Origin of the sequence: Neobacillus canaveralius (assembly GCF_047237705.1) — a bacterium.
Classification (GTDB): Bacteria; Bacillota; Bacilli; order Bacillales; family Cytobacillaceae; genus Neobacillus; species Neobacillus niacini_K.
The window spans coordinates 3089575-3115065 of record NZ_JBDFLL010000001.1; the positions used below are offsets into that span (position 1 = coordinate 3089575).

The window sequence follows — 25491 nt, forward strand, 5'->3', positions numbered from 1 at the left end:
TTTATTTCTCCTTAAGGGATGTTATCTTCTTCTTTATTAAAGCTAGGATAAAAAGAATAAATGGATAACAAAACGTAACATAAAATGCAATACTAGCAAAAAGGTCGTTAAAATGATTGACCTTTGATCGTGTATTGAAAAACAAACTGCCGATAAAAATGACAAGCGAAAAAAACCAGATGAGTCCTTTCGTTTTTTTTTCAAAAGTACGCCTTACTCCTCGTACAGCAGCCCACAAATATAACATTAGATTTGGAAGGATGATGAGCAGCCAAAAAGAAACGGCTACATACTCTGCTCTTTCGATAAAAGGTAGTTTTACGATTTTAAATAAGGAAAGAGTTGGCCAAATCGTATTTTCCATTTGACCAGGACTAAAATAAGTAATGGTTATAAGCATAACGATCAAGTATAAGAGGTTCGTTCCGGCAATTCCGAGATGTGCAAACTTTGTTACTTTCTCTCTATCCTTTAAGAAAGGGTAAACCACATAAAGAATTTCAAAACCAATTATCGTGAGAGTCATTTTATGGGCACCCTTTAGAATGGATGTAATATTTGATTCCATCACCGGAAAAAGATGATGAATATCAGTAAAACGTAAAGGGAAGCCAATCAAACCCAACATACAGATTGAAAGAATGATGCTGAAAAAACATGCACCAACGATTACCCTTAATCCACCAGTCACCCCATAAATAACTAATAAGAGGATAGAGATTGAAAATAACCATGTGGGTACGGTGGGAAAAACCCATGTTTGCATAACCTCAATATAGTTAATTAAAACAATTACAAATATCCATAAGCAATAAAGGATATATAAACTATTAACGATATTTCCAATCCATTTTCCATACACTTCAATGTGGATACCATATATATCTGTCGGTTCATAAAGTTGCAAGGTCTTAATCATAATCATTACAACAATATGAGTAAAAAGGCCAGCTACAATAACGGAAATCCATGCATCGTGCTTCGCTTCCAAAAAAATGATCCGTTGGAACCCCTGTATACCTATCCCAACTTGTATGGAATGAATAATAAAAAATAGTATAAAGGTACTTAAAAGAGATTGAGGGTTAGGTTGATATTGAACTTTCATTGAGTCACCCGCTGCCTAAGGTCAAGTATGTTTTTTTGCCTTTATAGGATCATATTTATATTCGTCTTCAGCCATTGTTAAGTCCGGTCTTTTGTTTGTGAAGGATAATGGCAGTCGAATGATGCTGTCCTTCCAGTCTGCAAAACGCGGCGGATAAAATGGTGCTAAATAAGGTGTTCCCAGGCTGGATTGTCTTAACAGATGCAGGAGTAAAAAACAAAAGCCGTACATCATGCCATAAAATCCCCAGCAACCAGCCAATACGATTAGGGGAAATCGAACGATACGAATGACATTTCCCATTGTATAACTTGGAGTTACGAACGACCCCAGAGCTCCTAAGGAGATGATGATAATGAGGATATTACTGGTGAACCCTGCATCTACAGCAGCTGTTCCGATTACGATACCGCCAACGATACCCATTGTTTGACCTACCTTTGTTGGCAGACGGGCACCCGCTTCCCGTAATAATTCCATAATAAATTCTAATAATAGTGCTTCTACTATCGGAGGAAATGGTACCTTTGCCCGTGACTCACTAAGCGTAAACAATAAAGTTTGTGGGATGACCTCATAGTGATAAGTTAAAGACGCAACATACAGAGCCGTAAAGAAAACGGACAGGAATAACGCAATGAATCTTAATAATCGCCAGAATGTGGCAATTTGCCAATTTACATTACTATCCTCCATACTTTGAAAAAATTCCAAAAAGGATTGTGGACAAACAATCGTCAATGAGCTCCCATCTACAAAGACAGCCAGTTTTCCCTTTAGCAGCCAATCTGATACACGATCAGGTCGTTCCGTTAACGCCATTTGTGGAAATATGGTCAATGAATTCTCTGCCAAAAGCTGTTCTAACATCGAACTGTCAAGAATTCCATCAATTTTTAAGTTTTGAATCCTTTTTCTAAGGCTGTTAACCATTTGTTCGGAGGCAATACCGTTAATGTAGACTATGGAAACCAATTTATTAGTTCGAGCCCCAACTTGTAAATTTTCAATACATAAAGATGAATCCTTAATATAATTCCTAACAAGGGTGATATTTGTCATTAAGCTTTCAGTAAACGCCATCTGTGGTCCTATGACCTGGGATTCATTTTGTGCAAAAGATATCGAACGTCCAACTCTGGAAGGGATTTTTGCCAATAGAACTGATGAATACCCTTCTAAAAAAATGATTACATTTCCGTCTAGAGCAGCTTGGACAGCCTTTTCCATCTGATTTACCTTTTCAATTTCACCAATTGACAAATGCTCCATAATATTTTGGATCGAATCGAAGGAAAGGTCTTTTAGTGGATAAATAATATCTCTGTGAAGCATGGTTTTGTCTATTAATGTACCTATAGAAAATATGGTAATCCCTGAAATTCCTATTTCATTCTCCAAAATGTCGGCACTATTCTGCAGTCTTTGTTTAAACTCAGTGGACATTTTTTCTCTTGTCTCTGGTATTAGACCCTGGTTTTTAGGTTTTAATTGATTTCTTGAAGAAAACAGCTTTTTAAAGAACACTTTCATCCCTTCTGTCCACTAAAGATGTACGCTTAAAGTATTATTTACCAACGAAACCTCTTTATACCAGCCTCGCTTTACTGCAAAAAAAAAAGCGGTGCTTTTCTAGCATCGCTTAGGGAAACTCATGTTTTGCTCAGTTTCTGAGTCCATTCCAGAATCTGCGCTTGTGTTGTTTTCGCCAGAGCCACCGATAGTTTTGGTAATGGATATGGGTGAAATGTAAACAGCACCGCCAAAGTTTACAATGCCTCCAGAAACTGTCCCAATTGAAACATTATTATGGTTGGTGACCAAAGTAACCCCTCCTTGGTGTTACTACTATGTTATGTATGGGTCGGTATAGGGTTCATGATAAAAAAAGGACAGAGCCTAAAGGAAAAGGCTCTGTTTAATATGATATTATCATTTCTTAAAAAAACGATTTAAACAGTTCTTGTTGATCATTGCATTCCTTGCAGATATACTCGATTTCCAACGGGTCTTCTCTCACCATATGTACTGTTTCTCTGCCGCAGTTTTCACAAAATCTAACTTCCTGGATCTCTTCCATGAAATAAGCACCTCGTTTTCTTAATTCATAAGAAATAGTATGTCCAGGAACTTCATGCATTTATCAACTATTTATATGGTTTTTCTGCTCTAGCTTTAAAAGCTGTTCCTTCATATCCAATCCGCCGCGAAAACCGGTAAGTTTACCGTTTTTTCCAATTACTCGATGACATGGTACTGTTAAGAGGACTGGATTTGCTCCAATTGCCGCACCAACGGCTCGGACTGCTGATGGTCTTTCAATTGCATTGGCAATATCTGAATATGTCCATATTTCTCCGTAAGGGATTTTACAGAGTGCATTCCACACATCTGTCTGAAATTTGGTTCCCTTTAATTCTTGAGGAATGGTAAAAGAATTCCTTTTACCTTGAAAAAATTCTTTAAATTCATCTACGTATGGCTGCATTACGGTTACATCCTGCACGAATTGACTGCCAGTGTAATGTTTTTTTACCCAAATCTCCATTTCCTCAAAAGGCTTATCCTGAGAGCCAACGTAACAGAGTCCATTAGAAGTTGCTGCCATATACAGTTTCCAATTTTCATAAACTAACTGTGTCCAGTATAGTGTTTGTTTCATCACCAACACCTCCGCCATAATTACTGCTCTTTCAATCAGTATACCTATTAATCATATTTAAGTCTTTCAGAATGAAAAAAACAAGATTTTTAGTCCTCCAAAGTGGTATAACTTTAATTAGTAATCTATAGCGGAGGTTTATCATGAGGATCCAACCTTGGGATGATACTGAGAATGAACTGAAACTGGTTTTACCAAAAGAATTCAACTTTCAAGAAAATATAAATTATCTATCGAGGAGTAATAACGAATGCCTTTTTCACATCGCTGATAATCGTATTTACAAGGCAATTCCGATAGGTGAAGAAACACCAATTATCGAAGTTAATTCTGAAGATGCAAACCATTTAATCGTACGTTTTTTAGGAGAGAGTGTACCAACTAGCAAAAATCTCCGTACTGATGTCACCCAATATGTCAGAGAATGGTTTGATTTAGACAGGGATTTGAGGCCATTTTATGATATGGCAAAGAAGGATTTACTCTTGGGTCAAGCCGTAGAATCCTTTTATGGTTTGCGGATTATTGGAATTCCCGACTTATTTGAGGCGCTTTGCTGGGGCATACTGGGGCAGCAAATAAACCTCTCGTTTGCCTACACCTTAAAAAGACGTTTAGTAGAAAAATTCGGTAGAAGTGTTATGCATAATGGTGTCACCTATTGGGTCTTCCCTTCCCCACAAGATATTGCTGAATTACCTGTCGAGGAATTGGAAAGCCTTCGAATGACGAAAAAGAAATCTGAATATCTCCTTGGTGCTGCAAAACTAATGGCTGATGGAAAATTATCAAAAGAAATGCTGCTCGAAATAGGAGATTATAAAAGTGCTGAGAAAATGCTAGTTAAAATACGTGGTATCGGTCCTTGGACGGCTAATTATGTATTGATGCGCTGCTTAAGATATCCCTCTGCTTTCCCTATTGATGATGTGGGACTGCAGAATGCGATTAAACACCGACTAGGCAGAGAAAAGAAACCCGCTAATGATGAGATCTTGAAATTAGCAGTAAATTGGACGAATTGGGAATCCTACGCTACCTTCTATTTGTGGAGATTTCTTTACTGAAACGAATAGATTTACATTAGATGAAAAAACTAGAAGAAACGATTAGCGTTAGGAGAATTTATCTAATGAAGACCATTAAGCCAATTAAGATTACCTCTAAACTTACGGATCAACCAGTCGAAAAATTAACTTCAGCTGAAATGGGTAAGCTTTGGGCTGTATATATGGGCAATACCATGTCAAAATGTGTAATTAGTTTTTACCTACAGCATGTGAATGACAAAGACATAAAAGAAATTCTTAAAAATGCCTTAAATCTTGGTAACGAATTTCTAAAAGACATTAAAAAGATATTTGATAGCGAAAATTTTCCCATTCCTATTGGCTTTACGGAGGATGACGTTAATTTAGGAGCTCCTAGACTATTTGCAGATGAATTTTATCTTCATTATTTGAAGTACGCAGCGAAAGCAGGCTTAAGTCTTTACTCGACTGCAATCCCATTAATGCTTAGACAAGATGTAAGGGATTTTATCCTAAAGTGTAATCAATTGACCACTGATTTGTTAGTAACCCTAAATGATACGTTAAAAGAAAAGGGATTTTTAACGAGACCGCCTGTGATTCCTGTCCCAGAAAAGGTTGAATTCGTACAAAAGGAAAGTTATTTTAATGGTTTCTTAGGTCATGTCCGCCCTTTGCATGGTCTCGAGATTGCTCATTTATACGATAATATGGAAAATAACTCCACCAGCAAAGTGTTATTAATGGCCTTTGGACAGGTGGCTAAAAATGAAAAAGTTAAAAATTTTATGCATCGTGGAAAAGAAATTACGATGAAACATATTGAAGCATGTAGACATCAGTTAAATAATGAAGATTTACCTGCACATCCATTGTTAGATGACTTACTAGAAAACTCAACATTTGCCCCATTTTCAGATAAATTAATGATGTTTCATAAAATTGATATGTTCAGCATGAAAATCAGGTCATATGCGAATGCTTCATCCCTTAATGGGCGGCATGATATAGGCGCAATGTACAGCAAGTTTTTATTGGATATAGGGCTTTATGTGCAGGATGGGGCCAAAATCTTTATAGATGAAGGATGGATGGAAAAACCGCCACAGGCAGTGGACCGAGATTCCATGTCTTCGAATAACTAACATTTAAAAAAGAATGAGCTGCCGGCTCATTCTTTTTTAATGTTTATTTTGCCCAAAGTTCTATCCATCTTCCTTCTGGATCTGCAATCCTGGTAAATGTACCAAACTCACTCTTCTCAGTTTCCTTAAGTAAAGGAACTCCAAGTTTTTTGAGATGATCTAAACATTCATTCATATCTTCAACTTGAAAATTTAACATCACCTGCTGTTCTTTTGGAAAATAATCACTGTCCTCTTTAAAAAAGGAAAAGATTGTTTCATTACCTTCTTGGGAAGGAAAAATGGTACCATTCCATTCGTTATTCAACGGTATACCTAATACCTCACAATACCATTTTTTAAGTTCATTGATGTTCCTAGACCTCCAAAAGACTCCGCCAAAACCTATTACGTTCATATAATCACCTCAACTATTTTTATCTAATAATTCTATTTTAATCCATCTTTTCCTTTATTTATTGATCGAAGTTTCGAATGTCAAAGAATAGTCATAAAAGATAAACGCATAAAGAAATCTCAATCTCCTTCATCCTGTGCGGGAGAATTCTTTATTATTAAAGGGTTACTACTATTGACCTATTTTACTATCGTTAATTTAGATTAATACCGATTTGTTTTATAGATAAAATGAATTTAATAGAATGATACTATTCATTATAATCAATTGGGAAAGGTTATAACTACTGTGAAAAACTACATAATTTATGAGGTGAATGATTTTATGAAAAAATGGTTAACTGGTATTATTTTATTTATGCTTGTTTTTTCATTAGCAGCCTGTGGGCAAACTGAGGATAAAGCAAATGAAGAAAAAGAAGGAAATAAGGATACAAAAACTGAGGAAGTATTTAAAATTGGTGCGATTCCTGATCAAAATGCGGCTTTCCTTCAAACAGGAATGGACGCAGTTGCGAAGCAATTAAGTGATGAAACAGGCATGAAGGTAGAATTTGTCCCTTCTGTTGATTATGCTGCATTAGTGACAGGATTCCAACGTGGCGAGATACATTTAGCATGGTTTGGCGGTTTAACGAGTGTTCAGGCAAGAAATCTTGTTCCGGAAGCTGAATCCATTGTGCAGCGTCCACGTGACGCAGAGTTCAAATCTGTATTTATTACCCAAGAAGGTTCAGGTATTAATACATTAGCTGATTTAAAAGGAAAATCATTCACATTTGGCAGTGAAAGCTCTACATCCGGACATTTAATGCCACGTTATTTCTTAAATGAAGAAGGCATTGACCCTAACACTGATTTTAATGGGAAGCCTAATTTCTCAGGCTCGCATGATACAACTTATAAATTAATCGAATCTGGTTCCTACCAAGCGGGTGCGTTAAATATTTCTGTTTGGGAAGCAGCGGTTAAAGAAGGTAAAGTAGATACAAGTAAAGTAAAAGTTTTCTATACGACTCCAGATTATTATGATTATAACTGGACAATCAATAGCAATGTTGAAGAAGTATTTGGTAAAGACGCAAAACAAAAAGTAAAAGACTCCCTGCTTTCTATGCCAGGTGATACAAAAGAAATTTCTGATTTGTTCCAGACCGACAAATTTATTGAAACAAAAAATGATAACTATGAAAAGATTGAAAAAGTTGCGAAAGAATTAGAGATTATAAAGTAGTAGGTGTTGCTCCATGTCTTTAAATACAATGATTGAAGCCAAAAACATAACAAAACATTTTGAGCGGAAGATAGCCTTATCTTCCCTTTCTTTTTCTATTAAACAAGGTGAATTGGTCGCCTTAATTGGTCCAAGCGGCGCTGGAAAAACAACTTTATTGAATTCCATTGCCGGTCTTGTTCCTCTTCAAAGCGGCGAGCTCCTTATTGACAGTTTTCCTCTTGCCGATTACAAACGAGGAAAGGTGTTTGCAAAAAAAATTGGTGTTATCCGACAGCAGTTCGATTTAATTGGCCCACTAGCGGTTATTCATAATGTTCTTGCTGGCAAATTAGCAGAGTGGGGATTAATCAAATCCTTATTTTCACTCCTGATCCCTCAAGATAAAGAAGCAGCCCTTACTGCTCTAAATCGAGTCGGACTCGGAGATAAACCTTACGAAATAACGGCGACATTGTCAGGCGGTGAACAACAGCGTGTGGCGATGGCAAGATTAATGGTACAAAATCCAGAGATCATTCTAGCAGATGAACCAGTAGCTTCACTCGACCCTGCTCGTGCAGATGATGTACTTTCCATGCTGACAAAAATTGCTTCAGAGGAAAATCAAACGTTAGTGGCCAGTCTGCATTCAGTGGATTACGCACGGAAGTATTTTACAAGAATCATTTCGCTCAAAAATGGCGAAATATTTTTTGATTTGCCAACAGAAAAAGTAAGTGATGAGCTGTTAACTGAGCTTTATCAGCTTAAGGGGAATGATTAGTATGATGAAGCTGATCCCCTCCCTTCAATTGCATAAAAGATACATTCTAACTTTACTGTTGCTGGCAGTTTTCGTATGGAGTCTTACCTCCATTCATTGGAACTCTGAGCTTTTTCATGCAGGCGGTATTCCAACCATGCTGCAGATATTTGAGGGGCTAATCAAGCCTAATCTAGCACCAAATATATTATTAGTCGGATTGGAATCAGCTTGGATTACCCTTGCTTATGCAGTAGCGGGGATGTCACTGGCCATTGTTTATGCTTTTATTGTAGGTGTCCTTGCATCTGGAACGTTAACTTCTAGCAAATTTTCACGTTTAATTTCTAAGGTGTTTTTTAGAGGAATATTAGGGTTTACTCGTTCGATTCATGAATTAATTTGGGCGTGGCTCTTTGTAGCAGCGGTAGGACTATCCCCATATGCTGCAATCCTAGCCCTAGCCATTCCTTATGGCGGGATTCTAGGGCGAATATTTGCAGATATGCTGAATGACGTTCCCGAGCAGCCAATTATCGCCTTAAAAGCAACAGGGTCCTCTCGACTTCAAACGCTGTTTTATGGATATCTCCCTTTAGTCTGGGCAGATTTTATAAGTTATACTTTGTACCGGTTTGAATGTGCTATTCGTTCTTCAGCCATTATGAGTTTTGTTGGCTTAGGAGGACTTGGTTTTCAAATTCAATTGGCACTGGCTGATTTAAAATATGATGCGGTTTGGACATTTGTTTTCTTTTTAATTGCACTTGTGATATTTGTTGATGGCTGGAGTCATTTTGTTCGAAAGGGCTTAACAGATCATAAAAGAAAAAGTGGATTTGTATCTGGCTGGATATCAGTGCTATTTGCTACATTGTTAATAGTCGGTTCTTGGATGTATATTACCTATGGTGAAAATGCTAGATTATTTGAGCTATTATCTGAAAAAAATATGGAATATGCTAAAAAGTTCTTCGGCGGTCTCCTAGGATTCAATCAAGAGAATCCAGCCTTCTTAGATGGAGAAAGCTGGGCAATTGCACTCAAGCTTACGTTGGAAACACTTGAAATGAGCATAATTGCCATTGGTTTTTCCACGATTGCCGCTTTCATTACAGTTATTCCTGCTGCACGAAATATTGCCAATGGAAATCTTACATTAAAAAAGAGATGGTATAACTGGCCGTTATTCGCTTTCATCCGTCTTCTTTATATTTTTTCAAGGTCTGTTCCAGAGTTAGTCTGGGCGATGATGATTATCTTTATTTTTAAACCTGGAATCTTACCAGGAGCCTTAGCGCTTGCCCTTCACAACTTCGGAATCCTTGGGAAACTTTGGGCTGAGGCTGTTGAAGATATGGACCCCCGGCCAATCAGAAACCTGGCAGTTGCAGGTGCTTCGAAAATTGAAATCCTATTTTACGGAATTCTACCCATTGTTCTGCCAAGATTTCTTACCTATATTCTCTATAGATGGGAAGTTATAATGAGAACAACCATCGTTGTTGGCTTTGTAGGTGCAGGTGGTCTGGGGATGGACTTTAAGCTTGCGATGAGTTATTTTAACTATACACAGATTACCTTGCTATTACTGTGTTACATGATTCTTGTCCTAATAGCAGACTTCGCATCAGAAACAACTCGTAAAGCTGTTAAATAAAGAGCACATGTCACTTTAGACTTGTGCTCTTTTTTAGCTATATCCCCCCGCTATAATTCTGCTAGCAGATGATAGACTAGTGCTACCTTATTGATAGAGGGTAATAAGGTGCCATCCTATCAGCATAGAAATTAATTTTAAATAATAATTTGAAATGCTTGTATTAGATTCATGTTTTCTATTATCCTAAGCATAGCGCCAAAAATTTGTAGTACTTTTTACATAATGTTTAGATCATTTAGGAGTTGGAGTTATTTGGAAACAAAAAAAGCTTTACCTATTTTATTTTTAGTAATGTTTCTTGTAATGATAGGCTTTGGTATCATTATTCCAGTTCTGCCATTTTATGCTGAAGAAATGGGTGCTTCTCCTACTCAATTAGGCTTATTAATGGCTGTTTATTCGCTGATGCAGCTTATCTTCGCACCGTTTTGGGGGAAATTATCAGACCGTATTGGTCGTAAGCCGATCATGATGATTGGAATTGCTGGATTATCATTATCCTTCTTCATCCAAGCGATGGCTACTGAGCTATGGATGTTATTCGCCGCACGAATAATTGGCGGAGTACTTTCTTCAGCCAATATGCCGACTGCGATGGCGTATGTTGCAGATGTTACCACTCCGGAAAACCGTGGGAAAGGAATGGGTATTGTAGGTGCAGCAGTAGGATTAGGATTTGTATTTGGTCCTGCGATTGGCGGTATTTTTTCAAAATCAAGTATGAGTATGCCATTTTATCTAGCTGGTGCCTCTTCCTTGATAACGTTAGTCATCATTTTCTTTTTCTTGAAAGAATCCTTACAAAAAGATAATGAAGATTTGAACCAAAACAATAAGCAATCGAGATGGAAGGCTTTTTCTGGTCCTGCAGCAGTATTGTTTTTGTTACAACTGTTAATTTCTCTCTCACTTTCTGGCTTAGAAGCAACCTTTGCTTATTTTGCTGCGAAAAAGGCAGGACTAGGTGCTACTCAGTTAGGCTATATATTCATGATTATGGGCTTTGCTGGTGCTATGGTCCAGGGCGGTATGGTCGGCAGATTAACAAAGAAATATGGTGAAGGTAAAGTAATTCAAGGTGGAATTGTTGTATCTGCAATTGGTTTTGGATTAATCCTGTTTGTTGACAGTTTCACCACTGCGGCTATATTTTTATCCATCTTTGGTATTGGAAATGGCGTTATTCGCCCTAGCGTCTCTTCCCTGCTTACGAAAACTACTGACGCAGGTCATGGAAGTGCAACCGGACTGCTTTCTTCCTTTGACTCGTTAGGCAGAATAATTGGTCCACCTCTTGGAGGGTGGTTGTTCTCGCTTTCAATCGGTTTACCTTATATATCTGGTGCCATTATTTCAGTTATAGCCTTGGTACTATATCAATTTTATCGGAGAAAATCCTTAGTCCTTAAAACAAACTAGCATATGTGAAAAGGACATGCATAAGATAGGTTACGAGGATGTACTTGTTAAAAGGAGTCGAGATGTATGAAAATAGTCTCTCATTTCACGACGTTTTTATTCCTGTGTGTCATTGTTGCGTTTGTAGCCTATCTTGATTCGCCGTATTCGTTTATTCATAGTAAATATTCCTACTCGACGGTAAGTGAACCTGCAGTGGCACAACCGGTGGAGGTAGAACCGCCGACAGATGTGCCAGTGTTGGAATATAGGCTCGATGATATAAAAAAAATGAACGGTTATTTCGTGGAAATCTATCAGGAATATGAAGTCTATTACGACGAAGCTGGAAAAGTGGTTAAAAGAGAACCAACATCTAAGACAGAGAGTGTCCGATATTGGGAAGAAGACCGTAAAATTGAACCTTAAAAGCTGTCGAGAATTCATCGACAGCTTTTCTTTTGTACTCACTATTATTAAAAATTGATAATAGAACAAAGGTTCGGTTATAATGATATTATCACCATTGCTTTCATACATAGAAAAAACTAGAAGGAGCGTACAAAAAAATGATTAAACCATATTTAATGTTTAACAGAGAATGCGATGAGGCTTTTAAAGTGTATCAAAAAGCGTTTGATGGAGAAATGGTTGCCATACAGAAATATGGGGATATGCCTCCGAGTCCAGACTTCCCTGTCGCTGAGGATGATAAAAACCTTGTTCTGCATGCAGAATTAAAAATAACAGAAACAGGGTTTATCTTGGGTTCTGATTATAGGCAGGATTTACAAAGCGATGGAAAAGTGTGTATCAGTGTGGAGCTTAATTCTGAGGAAAGTGCAATTAAAGCTTGGAATGTACTAAAAGATAACGGTACTGTTCATATGGATCTTCAACCAACATTCTTTGCTAAGCTTCATGGTTCCGTGATGGACAAATTTGGTGTTACTTGGATGTTTACAGTAAGTTAAAGCTTCCCGTTAAAGCAAAGGGTTCCGTTTTAAGGTGCTACTCTAAAATTACGTGTTCAAATGCAAGTCGTATTAGCATCGATCATTATTAGTATATAAAATAGTAAAACTCGCCATAGGGCGAGTTTCTTTTCCTCTCTATTAATCAAAATGAGGTTGGTCTTTGATTTATTAGATAAAACCCACTCCTTTTTAAATAAGTGTCTTGTCCTCTAATCGAGTAACAAGCATAAGTAAAATAAACGGAGATTTTCCGCTTAATCGAAGCAAAATCCCCCATTTTCGATTTTTTCGAGCCAATAGGCGGAATATCTCCGTATATTTAGGCTTGTTTTAATACTGATAACGAATTAAGCGGAATTTCTCCGCCTATTTATTGACTCAGTTGCTTACCTGATCCCCCAACCGAAAAGTGCGGACTCTCTTGATCCTAGAGTTGGAAATCAGTAGCTTTTTATCGAAAAAGATTTCTATAGCTATTTCAAGGTTGACCTTGATAAATAAAGAAAAAGACGTATGCAATTCATACGTCAATTCTCTGTTTCATTTTAATAAAAAAGCACCCGAACGGAACTCTTTACTATTAAACTAAACTGGAAGCCCCTTATTATTTGTCTTTGATTTTGAGTAGTCTTAAACCATTTAGGGTGACAATCAGTGTTGCACCCATATCCGCAAATATTGCAATCCAGAGCGTCAGCCATCCTGGAATGACTAATAATAATGCGACAAGTTTAATTCCTAAGGAGAATGTAATGTTTTGTTTTATGATACTCAAAGCTTTTCTACTGAGATTTAATGTAAATGGAAGTTTCCCTAAGTCATCTGCCATTAACGCTATATCTGCAGTCTCCAGTGCCGTATCCGTACCCGCTCCACCCATTGCAATACCAACTGTGGAAGCAGCCAATGCCGGTGCGTCATTTACACCGTCCCCGACCATTGCAACACGTTCATACTTTTTTCTTAATTCTTTAATAAAGGTTAGTTTATCCTGTGGAAGCAATTCAGCTTTAATAGTGGAAATCCCTACCTGTTTCCCAATTGCATTTGCAGTCCCTTTATTATCCCCTGTTAGCATGATGGTTTCTTGAATGCCTAACGAGTGGAGTTTTTGGATAACAGCTTTACTATTCCCTCTGACCTCATCGGCAACCGCAAGGATTCCTACTACTTCTGTTTCAGTCCCCGCAATCATGACCGTGTTACCTTTATTTTGAAGCCCTGTAATAGTTGTCTTTATGTGTGTAGGAATTCCATTACCTAAGATTTCTTCAAATAAATTAGGACTTCCAATATAATACATTTTACCTTGAACTCTACCTTTTATTCCTTTACCAGTTATAGAAGAAAAGTCTTGTATAACAATATCTTTATATGGCAAGTGTTCCTGGTCTGCTTTTTTTATAATTGCTGACGCCAACGGGTGCTGAGAACCGTTCTCTAAGGCCGCGATAATGGTTAATAGTTCGTTAGCTTCTGTATTTGCTTGTGGCAAATAATCTGTAACTACTGGTACACCTTCTGTTAGGGTTCCTGTTTTATCAAAAGCGATGGCTTTGATTGCGCCCATTTCTTCTAAATGAATTCCGCCTTTAATTAACACACCATTTCGAGCTGCATTACCAATTGCAGTTACGATTGCAACAGGAGTGGAAATGACTAAAGCACATGGACAGCCAACCACTAGTGCAGCTAAGCCTTGATAAAGCCACTTATCCCAATCTCCACCAAAGAACAATGGTGGTACAACAGCAACACCTAATGCGATGAGCATAATGATTGGTGTGTAATACTTTGCAAACACATCTACAAATGCCTGCGAGGGTGCACGCTCTGCCTGGGCTTCTTCGACCAGATGAATGATTTTCGCAATTGTAGTATCATCCACAGGTTTGGTTACTCGTACTTCAAGTAACCCTTCTTCATTTAAGGTTCCGGCAAATACTTCAGCATCAACACTTTTCTCAACAGGTACAGATTCACCGGTAATCGCAGCCTGATTTACTGCTGATAATCCCTTAATAACAATCCCGTCCATGGCTATTTTTTGCCCTGGTTTCACAATTAGTGTGTCGCCTATCTGGATATCATCTACTTCAACTATTAACTCCTTTTTTCCTCTTCGGATTAAGGCTTCCTTTGGGGCAATATCCATGAGAGAACGGATTGATTGTCGTGCTTTGTCCATTGAATACGATTCAAGTGCTTCACTGATTGCAAACAGTATAACAACCGTGGCTCCTTCTCCCCATTCTCCAATAAATGCAGCACCAATGACAGCGATGGTCATCAAGGTTTTCATATCAAATTCCAACTGGATAAGATTCTTCATTCCAGTTTTAAATAACCGAAACCCACCTATTAAAATAGACGCACCATAGGCTAGAATGGAAGGGATACTCTCTTCCCCATTCATTTGCCCTGAAAACCATCCTATAAGTAAGAAAAGAGCTGATACGATGACCGTTGTATGTTTTGGTACAAATTGTACTTTCTTCTCTTCTACTTTTTGTTTTTCAGGAACCACTTTTATATTTTCAAAGGCTCCCGCTTTTTCGATTTCCTCTATGGTTGTATGGCCATAAACGGTTAATTTTGCAGCACCGAAGTTTACACTTGCGTCAGAAACACCATCCAGGTGTTTTACGTTCTTTTCGAACTTTGTCGCACAGCCTGCTCAGGTGAATCCTTGAACGCGATAAACCGTTTTTTCATTAGCTTTTTCTAACGCATTACTCATAATAAGCTTTCCCCTCCATTTGGTTAGCAAAGACAAGTCGAATAATCATTCACCCGATTAGCCTTCTCATTCAAACGTTCATTTGATTATTAGTATATACAATTGCGTTTCAAATGGTCAAACAATTGTTTGAATGTTTAATAAAAAACGCTGAATTCGTTCAGCGTTTTCTAGTAGTAGTGTTAACAACAGGAGTTATTTTTTATTTTAGACTAGCTGGTGGTGTATTACAGCACGGAGTATTTGTCACCGTAGCTTCTACTTCACCTTTGGTGTAGAAGAATTCCCATTCGTTCCCGTCAGGATCTGTAACCCAAAATTTATCTTGGGTTGCATAACAACAGGTAACGTCCATCTCTTCTCTTGCAAAAAATCCTACTTTTTCTAATCGATTTTTATGCTGAAGGACATCTTCATGAGTTTCAACTTGGAATCCAAAATGACCTACCTGATTACCTGAGACTTCATCTTTTACATTTAAAGTGAAATTAAGACCAGGATCATTGAGTAAGAATTTTGCGTAGTCTGACTTTACTTTTACTGGTTCTGAATTAAATACTTTTGTGTAAAACTCTATCGACCTTTTTAACTCTGTTACATTAATTCCAACATGCATTTTCATGCTTTTCCCTCCATTTTACTAATATAAACCACAAGAAGCTTAACTACTAAAGAATTAATACTATTAACATGTGCACTCACAGCAGGGCATTATGGCGAGAGGTGATTTCACATCGATTTTCTTACATTCGTTTATTTCGGTTCCATTATTGTAATGTATCCAGGTATTTTGAACGTTTCTTTCTATTTCTTCTTTACGTAATTTCAACAAGCGATATTCCGCATACTGATTAAACATACTTGACCCCTCCTAAATCAAATAATATTGATATATTAATCAAAAAAAATTGGTATATACTTTAAAAAAATTAACAACTCGGTTTAAACACGCAGCACAGTTCGTGTGATAACAAATGGTTGAGCTCTTCTTGATTTAGTTCATAATAACTCCATGTTCCGCGGGTTTCTTTTGTAATAATGTTTGCCTCTAATAAAATCTTTAAATGGTAAGATAGCTTTGACTGGGCCATATCAACCAGTGGTGCAAGATCGCAAACACACATGGCACCTTTCTGCGTTAAAATATTCATAATCTGTAATCTCTTTTTATCAGCAATCGCTTTAAACTTTAACTCGTACTTTTCATAAAATGAATCCATTGAAATGTCCTGTAGTTGGATTTCTTCCTTCACTCTTTCACCTGCTTTTTAAATCAAATTTTCTTGATGTATTTATCATATATCCAATATTTTCATATGTCAATTATAAAATCAAAAAAATTTGATTTATAGTAACCATCAGTTTGAAAAAAGGATAATCAGTGCAATAACACTAATTACCCCTTTTGTTTATTCAATATTAATATGATAGTTCTATACCCCAGTTTCAGCAAATCGTTTAATGCGGTTTCCGATTTCATCACGGACACGTTGGAAAAATGCCCATTTTTCTTCCTCTGTCCCTTCTGCTTTCGCTGGGTCGTCAAATCCCCAGTGAACTCGTTTCACATGTGGCGGTGTTACAGGGCAATGATCAGCAGCATGTCCACATAATGTAACCACTAAATCTGCATTATTAAGTACTTCTGGATCTATCACATCAGATGTTTGATTGGAGATATCGATGCCTGCTTCACTCATAGCTTTTACTGCATTAGGGTTTAATCCATGAGCTTCAAGACCAGCACTTTTTACTTCCCATTCAACGCTTAAATGTTTTTTAGCCCAGCCTTCTGCCATTTGGCTTCGGCAAGAGTTACCAGTGCATAAAAAGTAAATCGTATTTTTGTTTTTCACTATGTTTCCCACCTTTATTATTTTTCTAGGCTGCTGAATCTTTAAAGTACTTTCGTTTAAACCATAATGCTACGTTCACCAACGCTATCATGACTGGTACTTCTACAAGTGGTCCAATAACTGCTGCAAAGGCGGCACCAGAATGGATTCCAAATACACCAACCGCAACCGCGATCGCTAATTCAAAGTTATTACTGCCTGCTGTAAATGCAAGAGTGGTAGTGACCGGATAGTTTGCACCAATTTTCTTACCCATGAAAAAGGAAACGAAGAACATTACAATAAAGTAAATTAGTAATGGAATAGCAATGCGTATCACGTCTAATGGCAGGCTTACAATAGCGTCCCCTTTAAGCGAGAACATAATAATAATCGTAAACAATAAAGCAATTAGTGTAATAGGACTAATTCTAGGAATAAATACTTTCTCGTACCATTGTCTCCCTTTTGCCTTTACCAATGTAAAACGGGTAATCATTCCAGCAATAAAAGGGATTCCTAAGTAAATGAAAACTGATTTAGAAACTTCCAATATCGTTATATTTACAACCGCTCCTTCAAGTCCGACCCATTGTGGAATGACGGTAACAAACACATAGGCATAAACGGAGAAGAATAACATTTGGAATATTGAGTTGAAAGCGACTAAACCAGCTGCATATTCCGTATCTCCCTTTGCAAGGTCATTCCAAACAATAACCATCGCAATACAACGTGCTAAACCGATCATGATTAGACCAATCATGTATTCTGGTTTATCAGGAAGGAAGATGATTGCTAATAAAAACATAAGTATTGGACCGATGATCCAGTTTTGTACAAGAGAAAGGGACAACACCTTTACGTCTTTAAAAACCCGCCCGATTTCCTCATAACGAACCTTTGCAAGAGGTGGATACATCATTAAAATTAAACCAATCGCTAATGGAATCGATGTTGTTCCAACTTGCAGACGATTCATTCCCTCTACAAACCCAGGAAAAATGAATCCCAAACCTATACCTACTGCCATTGCAAGAAAGATCCATAGCGTTAGGTATCGGTCTAAAAATGATAGACGTTTCTTTTCTGTACTACTCAATTTATTACACTCCTCATTAGCAACCGCAGCGAAGCGTAGGATTGCTTTGTTCAATGATTTTGATTTTTTCTATCGGTTCTGGAACACTACTCATAATCGTTTCAACTAGCCTGAAGAATTCACATTGTTGATTCAGAGAATAATATATCCACTGACCTCTTCTTTCTTCCTTTACGAGCCCCGCATCTTTTAATTTTCGAAGGTGCTGGCTGATTGATGGCTGACTCGTATCAAACACCTCAAGAAATTCACATACACAACATTCTCGTTTTTGTAAAATAGCAACGATTGTTAAGCGTGTTTTATCACCTAATAATTTTAAAACGGTAGCAGTCCTTTCTAATTCTACTTTTGCTTTGGACAAGATTATCACCTCCTATTAATATATAACTATTTACTTATATAGTAAATCAAGTAATAATTGATTTCAAGACCTATTCAATTTCTTGAGATATTGCAGAATATTCAACCGCCTTCTTAGAAAACCTATTATTATATGGAGGTGAAAAAAATGAAAAAACTACTTTATAGTATTGTTTGTATTGCCTTCCTTGGCTTTCTGACTGCCTGTGGTGGCGGTAACGATGAAACGGAACAAGATACAACCACTACTGAGGAACAGGCTGGCGATGAACAACAAACAGCAGATGCTGGTGATGGAGACGCTCTATTTCAGCAAAGCTGTTCGTCATGTCACGGTGGAGATTTAAAAAGTGGAGGAGCTCCTGACCTAGACAAGATCGGCTCTAAATACTCAAAAGACGAGATTGAAGAAATTATTGCCAATGGAAAAGGCGGTATGCCTGCAGGAATCCTTTCAGGAGAAGATGCAGATGCCGTAGCTTCATGGCTTGCGGAGAAAAAATAAGCAGAAAAAACCAGAATGGGAAATCCAATCTGGTTTTTTATATTTATAATCTTCGATACCATTCTGCCGCGGCATCCACTTCTTCTCTCGTCAATTGATGACCCCGATTCTCCCAATGCAGGACAACCTTTGCATTGGCATTCTCTAATAAGGATTGTAATTCAGATGATTCCGATGGTGGACAGATAGGATCGTTGGTGCCAGCTGCGATAAATACGTTTTTACCCGTTAAATCTGGAAGGTCTATTCCCCTTCTCGGCACCATTGGATGATGGAGAATTGCACCTTTTAATGCATTTTGGTAATGGAATAGTAAGCTTGCTGCGATGTTAGCTCCGTTAGAGTAACCGATGGCAATGATATTATCACGGTCGAATTCATAGCTCCCCGCCGCTTCATCTAGAAATTCGTTTAATTCATTCGTTCGGATTTGGAGGTCTTCTACATCAAACACACCTTCTGCTAATCTTCGGAAAAATCGCGGCATTCCATTTTCTAACACATTTCCACGTACACTTAATACAGAAGCTTCATCGTCAATCATTCCAGCGAGTGGCAGCAGGTCTAATTCATTTCCACCTGTACCATGAAGCATTAAAAAGGTTGGTTTCGTTAAATCTTTTCCCTTATTAAATATATGTTTCATATCTTTTTACCTCCAAAAATCATTTAGGGCGTTTTTTTGAAATATCTCTTTCTGTAGAACTTAAGTGATAATTTATTTTACCCATTTATTTGATTTCATTAATTATTATCTCGATTTCGAGGTATGTGTTCAAAAAGTAACTCGAAATAAGCTATCTTGAATATGAGATAATAGTATGATAACTTCCTATGAATGTCAATGACGTACTTTGTAGATATCATAATAAGCAGCCTAGATACTCCAGAATCTAAAAAAAAATGCGAGATCTACCATTTGATTTCGCATTAGATATTATTTATAAACTAGGGGTTGAATAAATTCGTTATCACCTATTAGAGTAATTTCACTATATGGTGTTGAATCTCCCACTTTAGAATTAGCCCCAATGAAACTTCCACTTCCTACAACAGAGCGATAGATCTCAGCATTTTCTCCTATTACGGTATTAGGTAAAATGACCGAATCTTTGATAATTGCCCCTTTTCGAACTGTTACTCCATAAAATAACACTGAATTTTCAACTTCTCCATAAACCTTGCAGCCTTCACTTATAATCGATTGGTGTAAGGAAGCTTTTCCATCCAAATACATAGGTGGTTGGCTCATTCCGTTCGTATAAATTATCCATTCTTCATTTTTTAAGATAGGGTTGGTGTTTACTGATAGAAGATCCATATGTGCTTCCCAAAAGCTTTGAACGGTTCCAACATCCTTCCAATAACCCTTAAAGTGATAGGCATGTAAATGGCAGTTATCCTGAAGCATAGATGGAATAACATCTTTGCCAAAATCCTTTGTGGAAAAAGGATTGTTCTCTTCTTTTTGGAGAAATTTCTTCAGAATTGGCCAGTTAAATAAATAGATTCCCATAGAAGCAAGATTTGACTTTGGATAAACAGGCTTTTCCTCAAACTCGATAATCTGATTTGTCTCTTGATCAATATTCATAATTCCGAATCTGCTGGCTTCACTCCATGGGACCTGAATAACGGAAATGGTTGCATCGGCTCCAGACCGTTTGTGAGCATTGACCATATGACTGTAATCCATTTTATAAATGTGATCCCCCGATAGAATGAGTACATATTCTGGATTTTGACTTTCAATAAACCGGAAGTTTTCATAAACAGCATGTGCAGTACCTTCATAGCTATTTTCTTTATAGTTACTTTGATTTGGCTGAAGGATGGCTACTCCCCCTATCTTTCGGTTAAGCCCCCACTTTTCTCCATTCTCTATATAATTCTGAAGTGTCTCTTGTTTATATTGAGTTAGGATGCCAACCGTATCAATGCTAGAGTTTTTACAATTACTTAACGCAAAATCTATGATCCGGTATTTCCCTCCAAACGGGACAGCTGGCTTTGCTACGTTGCGAGTTAATTCCTTTAGACGTGTGCCTTTCCCTCCTGCTAACAACATGGCAATGCACTGTTTTTGAGTCATTTTTACCACCTCTTTCATTGACAAATCCGATATGTAATACTTATTTGCCCTCATTGTAGCACCTGTACTAAATGGAACACACCAATAAATTGCGACGGTTAAGCTGGATATTCGACTAAAATCTTTTTTACCTTCAAAAATAAGCTTTATCTCGTATGGAACAGGAATGGTATACAAACTGATTATGTCGAATCCTATCGATGTAATAATTGAAAAATATGGAGATTTTGTGAAATTATATTCTATAAAAAAAGCACGCTGATTCTATTATCATCAGCGTGCTAACCCATATATTAATGACCGACAGCCTTTTCAAGACCGCCTGGTTTATTATGAACGGCAAGTTTTTCTATCAATTTATTACTCTCTTTATTCAGTCCGATTAACTGAACTTTAATGCCATTCTGGTGATATTTTATGACTACCTTATCAATGGCACCTACAGCTGAATCATCCCATAAATGTGCTTGTGTTAAATCAATACTTACTTCCTTTACATCCTCAGTGTAGTTAAAGCTCTCTACAAAGTCTGTAACAGAAGCAAAAAATAATTGACCAGAGACAGTATACTCTTTTTTATGTGAACCTTTTGAAGCTAAAGTTGTTACCTTTACTTTTGAGATCTTGGAAGCAAAGAAAATCGCACTTAATAAAATTCCTACTAAAACACCTTTTGATAAATCATGGGTCGCGAGAACTGTTCCAACCGTTGCAATCATGACGATTGTATCGGAAAACGGAGTCTTGTGAATGTTTCTAAGAGATGACCAATCAAATGTTCCGATGGAAACCATGAACATGACTCCAACTAATGCAGCCATTGGAATTCTCACCAAGAAATCATTTAACAGGATAATTAACACCATAAGAAATACACCTGCTACTAACGCTGATAATCTCCCACGACCGCCAGATTTAACATTAATGACCGATTGTCCAATCATGGCACAGCCAGCCATACCGCCGAAGAATCCTGAAACGATATTGGCAATTCCCTGTCCCCTTGCTTCTTTGTTCTTGTCACTACTTGTATCCGTCATATCGTCGACAATAGAAGCGGTTAACAAAGATTCAACCAAACCAACAATGGCAATCGAAAGTGAATATGGAAAAATGATTTGTAATGTTTCAAAAGTAAACGGAATATCAGGGATTAAGAAAAATGGCAGAGTTTGAGACAATTCTCCCATATCACCAATTGTTCGTACTCCACTACCTGTCATAACCGCAATAACAGTAATGGTTATGATTGCTACTAATGGAGATGGAACAATCTTTGTAAAACGGGGAAAAATATAAATAATCGCCAGAGCTCCTGCTACCATTGCATACATTACCCAAGATTCCCCAACAAAGTGAGTTAATTGGGCAGAAAAGATTAGTATGGCAAGCGCATTTACGAAGCCGATCATAACAGAACGCGGGACAAATTTCATTAGACGTCCTAATTTGAGAACGCCCATTATGATTTGAAGCACTCCCGTAAGAATGGTTGCAGCAAGTAAGTACTGTAACCCATAGTCTGCCACTAACGTTACCATTACCAGGGCAGTTGCACCAGTTGCGGCCGAAATCATCCCCGGCCTTCCCCCTACAAATGCGATGACAACAGCAATACAGAATGACGCGTACAAACCGATCATCGGGTCAACGCCAGCAATAAGCGAAAATGCAATTGCCTCAGGAATTAAAGCCATAGCTACCACAATTCCGGATAATACATCGCCTTTGATATTACCGAACCATTCATTTTTAATTTTGTTAAGGTTCATGAAGCACCTCTTTCTAATCATTTTTTATGACTCTCAACTCTCATGAAAGTCGGGTCCGTTGTGAACAAAACACAGTATATAGGATTGTGACAAATTTGTGAAACTGAATGTAAACGCACTCATTTGTCATTATTACTGTTTTTCACGATAATTCTCTTGTTATCACCAGAATTGATGAAAAACAAAAAACAGAAGGGTCTATTTACACCTCCTGTTTTATTTCACCTATTCAAGCTCTTTTTTCAATATTTCATTTAAGTCCGTCCAATTTAAAATACGTGGATATTTTAAATGCCGATTATAAGACTGGTCCCTTACAAAGACTTTTAAGGAATCGTGAGTCAATGTATCTAAAACTTCGGCTTTATCATCAAAGTAATAGTCTAGCTTTAATTCTTTGATAAATTCAACCTTTTCGTGATCCTGCATGCCATAGAAAAAACGGTCCTCACGAACAGGAAAGCCCTGCTCTTTCATCCATTTTTTTGTCCGTTCTCCGTGTTCTTTTGGCCGTGCAGTTATGTAATAGATTTCATGCCCGTTTCTATCTAGTTCTTGTAACGTTTCAACCGCATTTGGAAAAGGTGGACAGTCTGTATAGTAAATCTCTTCTAAAGAGGATTTCCACATTTGACTACCTTCTTCATCACTTAAACCAAAGGGCTCATGAATTTCTACTCTTTTTAACTCATGGAATACTTCGGACGGTACATTTTTATTTAATTTTTTGTTGTAGATAGTAAATGCATGTTCTCTTAAATTGATTAAGGTATCATCAATATCAAAACCAAATTTCATCTTATTGCCCCTCGTGTGAGTAAATCGGATATCCAGTAAACTTATAATCAGGACCAATTTGCTGAACAGATAGGTCTGTTAATTGTACTGCATCTTTCATCTTATCCATCCCTGCCCCTGCTAAAAAGGACGGGGCATTGCTGCCGCCAATAATTTTTGGTGCCATATATATAACTACCTTATCAATTAATTTATTTTCGAGGAATGCCCAGTTAACCGTGCCTCCTCCTTCAATTAATACAGAGGAAACAAGCTTCTCCCCCAAAATTTGGAGGACTTCAGTCGGGTTAACATGTTTTGATCCGCTCGTTGGGAAAATAGAAATCCCTGATCCTCCTAATACCCTGGCTTTTTCTTTATCATAAGTTTCGCTTGTAAATATCCATGTTTCCGCCAGGTTATCATTCAGTACCTTAGATTCGAATGGAATTCTTAAAGTAGAGTCCAAAATGATCCGAATAGGATTACGACCATTTGGTATCCTAGTCGTTAGCTCTGGATCATCTTTTATGACCGTATTAACGCCAACAAGAATCCCCATGTTTTCATTTCGGAGATGGTGTACATCTCTTCGCGCTTCCTCAGAAGTAATCCATTTACTATCAAACGAATGAGTCGCAATTTTCCCATCAAGGGTAATGCCTGCTTTCAATGTGACAAAAGGTGTTCTCTCAACAATGAACTTATTAAACACTTCGTTCATTCTTTGTGACTCTTCTTGACGGACACCAATAATGACTTCGATACCGGCATCCTCTAAAATTTTCACACCATTTCCTGCTACTATTGGATTTGGGTCGAGGGTCGCAATAACAACCTTCTTTATCCCAGCCTCTACAATCGCAACAGCGCATGGACCTGTTCTTCCATGGTGGGAACAAGGCTCCAGCGTTACGTAAATGGTACCGCCTCTTGCTTTCTCCCCGGCCATTCGAATGGCATGGATTTCAGCATGAGGCTCCCCAGCCTTCAAATGAGCACCAATCCCCACAACGCGGTTGTCATTAACAATAACGGAACCCACTAATGGATTCGGGTCAGTCTGTCCCTTCATTGCCTGGGCGTTTTTTAAGGCTAAATCCATATAAAATTCGTGATTAGTCATTTGGACAAGTCCCCTCATCTTCTTCAAGATGTCCAGACTTATTAATCTTTGTTTGTAAATACTTCTCATTATACTCGGAGATATCTCCCCAAAGCGGCTGTCTGCCCGAAACTTCTAATCCGGCTTCTTTTAAGGCATTCAACTTCTTAGGATTATTTGTCATTAGGGTAACCGGTTTTTGACGAATAGCTTTTAATACTTGGATGGCGTCGCTGTAGTTTCTGGAGTCATCTACAAATCCAAGACCTTCATTAGCCTCAACCGTATCATAGCCATTTTCTTGAAGCACATAAGCCATTGCCTTACTGAATAAGCCAATACCTCTTCCTTCGTGGTTAGCTAAATAGAATAATGCCCCTGTTCCATGTTCCTGAATCATTTTCATTGATTTTTTAAGCTGATAGCCGCAATCGCATCTTTTACTGCCAAAAATATCACCGGTATGGCAAATAGAATGCATGCGAATTATTGCGTCCTCAGCAAACTCAAAATCTCCATAAACTAAGACACTTGACTGTTGCAATTCTGCTAAGTTTGAAGACGATAATTTATCGATAATTCTTTCGTAATTCTCAGTAACCTCATCGCAATTTAACCAGCAGTACCATTTGAACTCCACTGTTTCTCCGTATAAATTAACGGGAAGCTTGATCGGTCCAACTAAATAAATTGCACCTTTATCTGTTTTAATTAATTGAATTTTATCTTCTAATACTGATAGCACTTTTGAATCCAGAGTTTGCTTCATTTTGAAATCCCCTTTTTTTAGTTAGTTTGTCGATTTTGTTTTTATTTCATGCCATCCCAGCTGGTATTGTTT

General features: G+C 37.6%; 27 protein-coding genes and 1 pseudogene. 9 read left to right on the forward strand and 19 right to left on the reverse strand.

Annotated features, from left to right (window positions below; all coding sequences use genetic code 11):
* Nucleotide 1: 1 nt before the first annotated feature.
* The 5 genes from ABC255_RS15460 to ABC255_RS15480 form a co-directional block, all read right to left on the reverse strand.
* Nucleotides 2-1108: a GerAB/ArcD/ProY family transporter gene (locus ABC255_RS15460; RefSeq protein ID WP_412994784.1), complete on the reverse strand. Its 1107-nt coding sequence runs from the start codon at nucleotides 1106-1108 to the stop codon at nucleotides 2-4.
* 21 nt (nucleotides 1109-1129) lie between these two features.
* The gene (locus tag ABC255_RS15465; RefSeq protein ID WP_412994786.1) at nucleotides 1130-2641 is read right to left on the reverse strand and encodes a spore germination protein; all 1512 of its coding nucleotides are present in this window, start codon (nucleotides 2639-2641) and stop codon (nucleotides 1130-1132) included.
* A 99-nt stretch (nucleotides 2642-2740) separates the two neighbouring features.
* Nucleotides 2741-2932, reverse strand: a complete 192-nt coding sequence (locus ABC255_RS15470; RefSeq protein WP_412994788.1) for a spore germination protein — start codon at nucleotides 2930-2932, stop codon at nucleotides 2741-2743.
* A gap of 115 nt (nucleotides 2933-3047) precedes the next feature.
* The gene (locus ABC255_RS15475; RefSeq protein WP_412994790.1) at nucleotides 3048-3188 is read right to left on the reverse strand and encodes a hypothetical protein; all 141 of its coding nucleotides are present in this window, start codon (nucleotides 3186-3188) and stop codon (nucleotides 3048-3050) included.
* Between the two features lie 63 nt (nucleotides 3189-3251).
* Nucleotides 3252-3770, reverse strand: a complete 519-nt coding sequence (locus ABC255_RS15480; protein ID WP_412994792.1) for a methylated-DNA--[protein]-cysteine S-methyltransferase — start codon at nucleotides 3768-3770, stop codon at nucleotides 3252-3254.
* Between the two features lie 143 nt (nucleotides 3771-3913).
* Here ABC255_RS15480 and ABC255_RS15485 point away from each other — a divergent pair, with 143 nt between their 5' ends.
* Nucleotides 3914-4837 (forward strand): DNA-3-methyladenine glycosylase family protein, encoded by a 924-nt coding sequence (locus ABC255_RS15485; RefSeq protein WP_412994794.1) that lies wholly within the window; start codon nucleotides 3914-3916, stop codon nucleotides 4835-4837.
* 20 nt (nucleotides 4838-4857) lie between these two features.
* Complete coding sequence (locus ABC255_RS15490; protein WP_412994796.1) at nucleotides 4858-5946, forward strand: DUF3231 family protein; 1089 nt, start codon at nucleotides 4858-4860, stop codon at nucleotides 5944-5946.
* Between the two features lie 43 nt (nucleotides 5947-5989).
* Here ABC255_RS15490 and ABC255_RS15495 read toward each other — a convergent pair whose 3' ends face one another.
* Nucleotides 5990-6343, reverse strand: coding sequence for a VOC family protein (locus tag ABC255_RS15495; RefSeq protein ID WP_412994798.1), 354 nt, complete (start codon nucleotides 6341-6343; stop codon nucleotides 5990-5992).
* 324 nt (nucleotides 6344-6667) lie between these two features.
* Here ABC255_RS15495 and ABC255_RS15500 point away from each other — a divergent pair, with 324 nt between their 5' ends.
* The 6 genes from ABC255_RS15500 (at nucleotide 6668) to ABC255_RS15525 (ending at nucleotide 12356) form a co-directional block, all read left to right on the forward strand.
* Complete coding sequence (locus ABC255_RS15500) at nucleotides 6668-7576, forward strand: putative selenate ABC transporter substrate-binding protein (RefSeq protein ID WP_412994800.1); 909 nt, start codon at nucleotides 6668-6670, stop codon at nucleotides 7574-7576.
* 13 nt (nucleotides 7577-7589) lie between these two features.
* Nucleotides 7590-8342 carry a phosphonate ABC transporter ATP-binding protein gene (locus ABC255_RS15505; RefSeq protein ID WP_412994802.1) on the forward strand — a complete coding sequence of 251 codons (753 nt, stop codon included), beginning with the start codon at nucleotides 7590-7592 and terminating at the stop codon, nucleotides 8340-8342.
* Nucleotide 8343: 1 nt separating this feature from the next.
* Entirely contained in the window at nucleotides 8344-9981 is a 1638-nt protein-coding gene (locus ABC255_RS15510; RefSeq protein ID WP_412994804.1) for a PhnE/PtxC family ABC transporter permease, read from the forward strand.
* A 255-nt stretch (nucleotides 9982-10236) separates the two neighbouring features.
* A complete protein-coding gene (locus ABC255_RS15515) occupies nucleotides 10237-11403 on the forward strand; it encodes an MFS transporter (RefSeq protein ID WP_412994806.1) in 1167 nt (388 codons plus the stop codon).
* A gap of 66 nt (nucleotides 11404-11469) precedes the next feature.
* The gene (locus ABC255_RS15520) at nucleotides 11470-11811 is read left to right on the forward strand and encodes a hypothetical protein (protein WP_412994808.1); all 342 of its coding nucleotides are present in this window, start codon (nucleotides 11470-11472) and stop codon (nucleotides 11809-11811) included.
* Nucleotides 11812-11951: 140 nt separating this feature from the next.
* On the forward strand, nucleotides 11952-12356 hold the full coding sequence (locus ABC255_RS15525) for a VOC family protein (RefSeq protein WP_412994810.1): 405 nt from the start codon (nucleotides 11952-11954) through the stop codon (nucleotides 12354-12356).
* 607 nt (nucleotides 12357-12963) lie between these two features.
* Here the strand turns inward: ABC255_RS15525 and ABC255_RS15530 are convergent.
* From ABC255_RS15530 to ABC255_RS15560, 7 genes and pseudogenes are all read right to left on the reverse strand, one after another.
* Complete coding sequence (locus ABC255_RS15530; RefSeq protein WP_412994812.1) at nucleotides 12964-15099, reverse strand: heavy metal translocating P-type ATPase; 2136 nt, start codon at nucleotides 15097-15099, stop codon at nucleotides 12964-12966.
* Between the two features lie 182 nt (nucleotides 15100-15281).
* Nucleotides 15282-15721: pseudogene (locus tag ABC255_RS15535) on the reverse strand (ArsI/CadI family heavy metal resistance metalloenzyme).
* A gap of 63 nt (nucleotides 15722-15784) precedes the next feature.
* Nucleotides 15785-15958 (reverse strand): hypothetical protein, encoded by a 174-nt coding sequence (locus ABC255_RS15540; RefSeq protein ID WP_412994814.1) that lies wholly within the window; start codon nucleotides 15956-15958, stop codon nucleotides 15785-15787.
* Nucleotides 15959-16028: 70 nt separating this feature from the next.
* Complete coding sequence (locus ABC255_RS15545) at nucleotides 16029-16319, reverse strand: ArsR/SmtB family transcription factor (protein ID WP_412998568.1); 291 nt, start codon at nucleotides 16317-16319, stop codon at nucleotides 16029-16031.
* Nucleotides 16320-16532: 213 nt separating this feature from the next.
* Nucleotides 16533-16955 carry an arsenate reductase (thioredoxin) gene (gene arsC, locus ABC255_RS15550; RefSeq protein ID WP_412994816.1) on the reverse strand — a complete coding sequence of 141 codons (423 nt, stop codon included), beginning with the start codon at nucleotides 16953-16955 and terminating at the stop codon, nucleotides 16533-16535.
* A gap of 25 nt (nucleotides 16956-16980) precedes the next feature.
* Nucleotides 16981-18036 carry an ACR3 family arsenite efflux transporter gene (arsB, locus tag ABC255_RS15555; RefSeq protein ID WP_412994818.1) on the reverse strand — a complete coding sequence of 352 codons (1056 nt, stop codon included), beginning with the start codon at nucleotides 18034-18036 and terminating at the stop codon, nucleotides 16981-16983.
* Between the two features lie 16 nt (nucleotides 18037-18052).
* The gene (locus ABC255_RS15560; RefSeq protein WP_412994820.1) at nucleotides 18053-18400 is read right to left on the reverse strand and encodes an ArsR/SmtB family transcription factor; all 348 of its coding nucleotides are present in this window, start codon (nucleotides 18398-18400) and stop codon (nucleotides 18053-18055) included.
* Between the two features lie 147 nt (nucleotides 18401-18547).
* Here ABC255_RS15560 and cccB point away from each other — a divergent pair, with 147 nt between their 5' ends.
* Nucleotides 18548-18904 (forward strand): cytochrome c551, encoded by a 357-nt coding sequence (cccB, locus tag ABC255_RS15565; RefSeq protein ID WP_412994822.1) that lies wholly within the window; start codon nucleotides 18548-18550, stop codon nucleotides 18902-18904.
* Between the two features lie 43 nt (nucleotides 18905-18947).
* Here the strand turns inward: cccB and ABC255_RS15570 are convergent, their stop codons facing one another.
* The 6 genes from ABC255_RS15570 to ABC255_RS15595 all read right to left on the reverse strand — a co-directional run bounded on the left by ABC255_RS15570 (nucleotide 18948) and on the right by ABC255_RS15595 (nucleotide 25419).
* Nucleotides 18948-19550: an alpha/beta hydrolase gene (locus ABC255_RS15570; protein WP_412994824.1), complete on the reverse strand. Its 603-nt coding sequence runs from the start codon at nucleotides 19548-19550 to the stop codon at nucleotides 18948-18950.
* Between the two features lie 291 nt (nucleotides 19551-19841).
* A complete protein-coding gene (locus tag ABC255_RS15575) occupies nucleotides 19842-20996 on the reverse strand; it encodes a glucose-1-phosphate adenylyltransferase (protein WP_412994826.1) in 1155 nt (384 codons plus the stop codon).
* A gap of 293 nt (nucleotides 20997-21289) precedes the next feature.
* Nucleotides 21290-22768 (reverse strand): SulP family inorganic anion transporter, encoded by a 1479-nt coding sequence (locus tag ABC255_RS15580; protein ID WP_412994828.1) that lies wholly within the window; start codon nucleotides 22766-22768, stop codon nucleotides 21290-21292.
* A 225-nt stretch (nucleotides 22769-22993) separates the two neighbouring features.
* Nucleotides 22994-23566: a 5' nucleotidase, NT5C type gene (locus tag ABC255_RS15585; RefSeq protein WP_412994830.1), complete on the reverse strand. Its 573-nt coding sequence runs from the start codon at nucleotides 23564-23566 to the stop codon at nucleotides 22994-22996.
* A gap of 1 nt (nucleotide 23567) precedes the next feature.
* On the reverse strand, nucleotides 23568-24671 hold the full coding sequence (gene ribD / locus ABC255_RS15590; RefSeq protein ID WP_412994832.1) for a bifunctional diaminohydroxyphosphoribosylaminopyrimidine deaminase/5-amino-6-(5-phosphoribosylamino)uracil reductase RibD: 1104 nt from the start codon (nucleotides 24669-24671) through the stop codon (nucleotides 23568-23570).
* Nucleotides 24664-25419, reverse strand: coding sequence for a GTP cyclohydrolase II (locus ABC255_RS15595; RefSeq protein ID WP_412994834.1), 756 nt, complete (start codon nucleotides 25417-25419; stop codon nucleotides 24664-24666). The genes ribD and ABC255_RS15595 overlap by 8 nt, the downstream gene beginning before the upstream one ends.
* Nucleotides 25420-25491 lie beyond the last annotated feature (72 nt).